The 5891-nt window shown below is 47.2% G+C and carries 6 protein-coding genes; 5 read left to right on the top strand and 1 reads right to left on the bottom strand.

Annotation, left to right across the window (positions count from 1 at the left end; all coding sequences use genetic code 11):
- Positions 1-88: 88 nt before the first annotated feature.
- A complete protein-coding gene (locus ACSZPU_RS22550) occupies positions 89-559 on the bottom strand; it encodes a hypothetical protein (protein WP_499003362.1) in 471 nt (156 codons plus the stop codon).
- A 1263-nt stretch (positions 560-1822) separates the two neighbouring features.
- On the opposite strand from ACSZPU_RS22550, the gene ACSZPU_RS22545 reads away from it, so the two are divergent.
- The 5 genes from ACSZPU_RS22545 to ACSZPU_RS22525 all read left to right on the top strand — a co-directional run bounded on the left by ACSZPU_RS22545 (position 1823) and on the right by ACSZPU_RS22525 (position 5798).
- On the top strand, positions 1823-2776 hold the full coding sequence (locus ACSZPU_RS22545) for a hypothetical protein (protein WP_499003360.1): 954 nt from the start codon (positions 1823-1825) through the stop codon (positions 2774-2776).
- A 104-nt stretch (positions 2777-2880) separates the two neighbouring features.
- Complete coding sequence (locus ACSZPU_RS22540; protein ID WP_499003357.1) at positions 2881-3768, top strand: GTPase family protein; 888 nt, start codon at positions 2881-2883, stop codon at positions 3766-3768.
- Between the two features lie 183 nt (positions 3769-3951).
- A complete protein-coding gene (locus ACSZPU_RS22535; RefSeq protein ID WP_499003355.1) occupies positions 3952-4353 on the top strand; it encodes a hypothetical protein in 402 nt (133 codons plus the stop codon).
- Positions 4354-4417: 64 nt separating this feature from the next.
- Positions 4418-4882, top strand: a complete 465-nt coding sequence (locus ACSZPU_RS22530) for a YfjT/YkfB family phage-associated protein (RefSeq protein WP_499003352.1) — start codon at positions 4418-4420, stop codon at positions 4880-4882.
- Between the two features lie 97 nt (positions 4883-4979).
- Entirely contained in the window at positions 4980-5798 is an 819-nt protein-coding gene (locus ACSZPU_RS22525) for a DUF932 domain-containing protein (protein WP_499003349.1), read from the top strand.
- The last annotated feature ends 93 nt before the right edge of the window (positions 5799-5891 follow it).

Below are 5891 nucleotides of genomic sequence, written 5' to 3'. Positions count from 1 at the left end.
ATTCTTACGGGGTTCTTTTCGCCAGGATTGGGATTCCATACTTAGATGTCCGTCTGTACAGGTGGGCGTCTAAGTTACCAGTACTGGCTTAATGGCTACATACGGCGCTGGCTTTACGCTTACAGTAATGCAGGCATCTGGCACCATTAACCTTGTGGTAAATCTTCTTCTGGCAGTTCTCAAAGATCCCCTCGCCGTCTGTCACATCTCGCCATTCTTCGGCAATCACCCTCGCAGAACGGTATGAATTCCGCTTACGTTGGCCATCCAGGTAGAACACCGCGTGAAAATGAAGACCATGCTGCCATGTGAATTCCATTACCCACGCATAGCCAATAACGCAGCCAGAGCGTAATACCCGCGCAGCCAGCCGGTACATGTCCATATCCCAGTGATCCCGATAACGGTCAGCATAACGGCGACTGGTCGTCTTGTAAGCGAAGTCCATACGAAGTGGAATAATGTCGGAGTAACGCTCCCGAAGCCTTTCCATATGGTCTGTCAGGCCAGTGAATAATTCGTCATCAATGGTGTAATTCGGATTGGTTCGATAAGTCATGTCGTCTCTCTCAATGTGGTTAACATTGGATGTGCGAGATTCTTCAGATTTGAATGAGTCAGCTGTAACTGGCTTGGATTGACACACCTGCTGAACAGGAATGTGATGGTGCAGGTAATCATGAGTACTGTAATGGGTTAGATAACGGTGGGGATTCAGAACACTTCTTTAAGTAGAAATAATAATACCTAAATTCAGTTTATGGTTAAAATTAAGACATGGTAAAATATGGATTTTCTAAGTTATCATGACTTTCTGGCTTAAATAAAATGTGGTCGCTGAATACGACGAGTGGGCGTTAGAAGATATTTGTGGTTTGAGTTTACTCAATAGAGAAATAACATGCAGTTCAATTTTCTGCTTTGCTGACCTTCCGATGACGGGATTGACGAAAGGGTGTTAACAAAGCCATCACCTCACCCAGTCTGGCCATCTTGCTGGATAGTGAGGAAACCAAAATAACTGAGTGTCGGTTGTATAAAAATTTAACTCCAGCGTCTCCAGTAATGGCCAAAAATTAGTGGATGGCTGTACCATCAGAAATGGAATCTATCTTTGAAATTGACATTACCGCATGGTAAACATTTACCAGAAATAATAACATGGCGTGGTCCATCGATTTTCTTTCAGGTTAGCTGATGGCCCATTTTGGGTTGAATCGTTCAATGCTAAAGTGGATATTTTTGATTGAATCAGAGAAGTTACTCAGGTACGTACTGAAGCACCCGTTGCAACTGATGCCAGTTCCTTTCTCACTACACCAGCTAAACTTGGTTCTTGATACTAAATATATCCAGGGCGCTAAATTTTGATACCGTTATTCCCTGCATCATCACGAAAACGCTGATGCGACTACATTGTCATTACAAAGGGAAAGTGTCACTTTTGGCTGATCAGGTGGCAATCTCTCACATAAGCTCCTTCACCTTTCACACACATCTGGATTATGGCGATCTATCCTCATCGTTTTTCTTACTACTGGTTCATTCTCACATTTCCGAAAAACCTCAAGGCCTGTAGGTAAAACCATTGATTTGATAACGAAATCATAATGAAAATAACCATAATATGTTGTTTTTTAAACACTAAAATATTTAAGGATATCGTGATATCCGCTCTAGTATCTCTGCAAATCATGCTTGAGTTAATCTCAAACCTGCCGAAATTAAAGCTTAAAGAATAGTTAAAATCGTCTATTTTTACACCATTATCAGTAGTAGAATCATCCTTAAAATTGGTAACTTATTAGTAAGGAAGATAAACATGTTCAGTCATGTCAAAGCGGAGAGCATCCGTGAGGGAGTCTATCTTTTACGGCGTCTCGGATTCTGGGATGAAGCAAAACAATTTGTTCTGGGACGGGAAAACGATCTCGTGCGGTGTAACAGTACACTGAACAGAAAAATTGAAAATGATCTACGAACTGACGGAGACGCAACTGTTTTAAGGCGTGCAGCCCGCTACAAGGAAATATATCAGGAGCGACTTATTCATGAGTCTCAGATAGCCTGGTTGAAGAATGATGAAGATGCCTGCGTTTATTTCTGGTTATACATGTTTAAAAATCACACTTACGCTGAAGAAATAATTTCTGATAGTGAGCGAATTATCCCCAAAAGCCGTTACCGTTCTCATCGCGCAGGAAAAAGGCGTAATGAGAAATACTTTATGATGCAGCGGATAGATCTTCCTGTTACTTCTGCTTTCAACCCCAAAGAATGCCTGACTGCTGCATTATCTTTACTGGACTTATCCCCTTATTATCTCGATGAGAGAAATAACATCCTCGACAGAATAAAAAGAGGATATGAGCGTACAAAAAGTGAGAAGGAAAATGATTTCTCATGGATGTCCGGAGTGGAGTCTAAACATATTACATGGATCTGGAAGCAATTTGAAAATCAGGAGGATCTTTCAGAGGACTTCCGCGGTATAGAGCTCGGTCCAGACTCCTGGCGTAGAGCCGTTCCGCTTATCTATTCTTTATGGAATGCAAGACCAGATACAAAAACGCTCTTTCTGACAAAGCTACGTAAGCGCTTTGCGAATATGAAGCACCGTGAGAAAGTTGCAGATAAAAAGCCGATCAATATACGAGTATCTAAGGCAACTAAAGATAATCTGGAAAGGCTGGTAAAACGCCATAACCTCAACAGTGCTGATGTAATTGAGTTTCTTATTAATAAAGCCTGGGATGATCTGAACAGAAAGAATTAAAAATCATTTCAGTTATATATCATCTTACTGAATTCCCTCCCGTTTAACTCCTGTTACCAACAGGCCATCCCCACCGGATGGTCTTTTTTCATTCAGAGGCCGATATGAAACATCCCTCGGGCTACGCCCTTATCCGCCGCCATCTGCGGCGTTATCCGTACGCGTTACGTCAGCATCTGTTGCAAGAGCTCAACCGGCTTGTCACCTATGAACCTGTGATTGGCATCATGGGGAAAACTGGCGTTGGGAAGAGCAGTTTGTGCAATGCGTTGTTCCGTAGCGAAGTCTGTGCCGTGAACGCTGTGGAAGCCTGCACCCGCCAGCCACAGCGCATACGGCTTCGTTTCGGTAATCATTTCCTGACACTGATCGATTTACCTGGCGTGGGTGAAAGCCAATCTCGCGACGGTGAATACTGCGAGTTGTACCGGGAACTGATGCCACAGCTCGATATGGTACTGTGGGTGCTCAAGGCCGATGACCGCGCTTATGCTGTGGAAGAGAAGTTTTATGAAGATGTGTTTGCGCAGTACTGTGGCTCGCCACCTCCCGTTCTGTGGTTGCTCAACCAGGTGGATAAGATTGAGCCCGCTGAGCAGTGGAACTGGGCCTCGGCACTACCTTCTGTATTACAGGCGCAGCATATTGTACTGAAACGCCAGGCCGCGGCCCGTCAGCTTCCCGTGGCTGCTGATGACATTCTGCCAGTCTCGGTCAAGGGGCGTTATCAGCTTGCTAAAATTGTGGAAGTCATGATCACCCGGCTCCCAAAGCAGGCCCGCAGCCCACTTGTGCCTCATCTTCATGGAGCTTACCACACGCCTTATATCACCAGCACCGCACGCGAGAGCTTCGCAGAGCTCGTGGCCGATGCCGTTGATCACGTCATTGACCTGATACCTATGCCTCAGGTTGCCCGCAATGCTCTTCACGCCGTAACTCATACCGTGGCTCATGCTGCGCGTAGCGTCTGGTCGTTCTTTTTCGGTTAATACCATCCATAAGCAATTTCGCTTTATCACGATCGATTTTGTCGATCGAACCGATCGTGTTTATTCATTATCCACTATCAATACCGGGTAATAAAATCCATCAGGGAATATTACCCACTATCATTTATTCATTAAAAATCAGTGCGATAAATCGTAGGGTTAACCATATCCTCAGGGAGGCACATGAAAAAGCTCTGTTCCGCTGCCGCAATAGCAATGCTGTCTGGACTGGCTTCAATTGCCAGCGCGGCTGAAAATGACGTCATCAGGGTCGATATACAGAGAAACATACAGGGTATCAATGTCACTGTTACGGCTAAAACTGACACTGTTCAGATTAAGAATATTGACGTCAACCGGGGAAAATGCCCGCTGCTGACAAAAGGGACTGTCACTTATCAGGGCAAAAACCTCCAGGGATGGGTGGCTCAGGGGGCGGTCTTCACTCCCACCACAATGCATTTTGCTGACGGCCTGACCTGGCATTTCGGTCATACATGGCTTCAGCCACCACCAGGCGTGGTCTGCAGCTTCCTTGAAGCCAGAGTGTTTACAGACCAGGGCACCTTCACCGTCAGCGAATAACCCCACTATCCGTATCAGGCCTTATCCTTCTGGTCTTTCTTATTGGTTATTAAGGAAAAGTATTATGTCATTCAGAACAATTGTGGCTCTTACCCTCTCGCTCTGCTTCTCCGGCCAGGCGCTGGCATTCGGTACCCACGATGCCTGGACCAGCGGTTTCGCACAGGGTTCGGCGGAATATATCATCCTCGGCAAGGGGCAGTCGCAGTTGTATCTCGCCTGCGACAGTTCCGGTTCGCAGGCTGCCACCATTATCTTCACTGATGCGAATGGTCACCAGGTCACTATGGACAGCGGCCAGAAACTGACGATGAAAATTGACAGCGAAGAAGAAGTAAACATCAGCGAAAGCGAATCCCATGTGGGTTCAGACAATCTGATGTGGGCATGGAACAAACTACGTAGCGGCAGGAACGTCATTGCCTCGGGTTCCGGTGCGAAACCAGCAGCGTTTACGCTCAAAGGTGCTGGCGCTGTTATTCCTGAATTTGGCGATAACGGCTGCGTACCAAAGTTTGCCCTTCCGTAAGTCTTATCCACAACCTTTAAAATATCAGTAACACACCCTCAGCGCCCTGCTCATCCGAGCAGGGCGTTTTCTTTTGTCTTTCAGAAAGGAAATAACCATGAAATTAGCCAGCCGCTTTGGTTCGGTGAACCTTGTTCGCCGCGACCGCCCGTTAACCCGTAATGAGCTGGCGCACTATGTGCCCAGCGTATTCAGTGAAGAAAAGCATGAATCACGCTCAGAGCGATACACATATATCCCGACTATCACCCTGCTCGACAACCTGCAGCGCGAAGGCTTCCAGCCATTCTTCGCCTGCCAGACACGCGTGCGTGACCTGAACAAACGCGAACACACGAAGCACATGCTGCGCCTGCGCCGCGAAGGCCAGATAACCGGTAAACAGGTGCCCGAAATCATCCTGCTCAACAGCCATGATGGCTCCAGCTCATACCAGATGCTACCGGGTCTGTTCCGTTTTGTTTGTCAAAACGGTCTTGTCTGTGGTGAAAGTTTTGGCGAGGTGCGTGTGCCCCATAAAGGCAATGTGGTGGAGAAAGTTATTGAAGGTGCCTGGGAAGTACTGAGGATATTTGACCGGGTGGAGGAGAAGCGCGATGCGATGGAATCGCTTTTGTTACCACCACCGGCACAGCAGGCGATGGCAAAAGCGGCACTGACGTATCGCTTTGGTGAAGAGCATCACCCTGTTACCGAATCCCAGGTCCTCAGCCCCCGCCGCTGGCAGGATGAAAGTAACGACCTGTGGACTACTTACCAGCGTATTCAGGAAAACCTGGTTAAAGGCGGGCTGACCGGGCGAACAGCGAAAGGGAAGCGTTCGCACACCCGGGCGGTAAAGGGTATCGATGGCGACGTGAAGCTCAACCGCGCCCTGTGGGTTATGGCGGAAAGCCTGCTGGAGAGTCTGGGTTAATGCCGCATATTCCGGATGGACCCTGTACACGATTCTGTGTAAATGCCTTTTCTCAGAAGTGACCGTCCAGGCGGTCACCGAACTCGATAATAA

The sequence above is a fragment of the Phytobacter sp. V69 genome (assembly GCF_965644215.1).
In the GTDB taxonomy this organism is placed as follows: domain Bacteria; phylum Pseudomonadota; class Gammaproteobacteria; order Enterobacterales; family Enterobacteriaceae; genus Phytobacter.
Note: the sequence above shows the minus strand (reverse complement) of the source record. Positions and strands in the feature narration are given on the sequence as shown.

What these genes read in the sequence shown, in the direction of transcription:
- ACSZPU_RS22545 (WP_499003360.1), top strand. Translation starts at nt 1,823, where the DNA reads ATGTTCAGTCATGTCAAAGCGGAGAGCATCCGTGAGGGAGTCTATCTT.
- ACSZPU_RS22540 (WP_499003357.1), top strand. Translation starts at nt 2,881, where the DNA reads ATGAAACATCCCTCGGGCTACGCCCTTATCCGCCGCCATCTGCGGCGT.
- ACSZPU_RS22530 (WP_499003352.1), top strand. Translation starts at nt 4,418, where the DNA reads ATGTCATTCAGAACAATTGTGGCTCTTACCCTCTCGCTCTGCTTCTCC.
- ACSZPU_RS22550 (WP_499003362.1), bottom strand. Translation starts at nt 559, where the DNA reads ATGACTTATCGAACCAATCCGAATTACACCATTGATGACGAATTATTC.
- ACSZPU_RS22535 (WP_499003355.1), top strand. Translation starts at nt 3,952, where the DNA reads ATGAAAAAGCTCTGTTCCGCTGCCGCAATAGCAATGCTGTCTGGACTG.
- ACSZPU_RS22525 (WP_499003349.1), top strand. Translation starts at nt 4,980, where the DNA reads ATGAAATTAGCCAGCCGCTTTGGTTCGGTGAACCTTGTTCGCCGCGAC.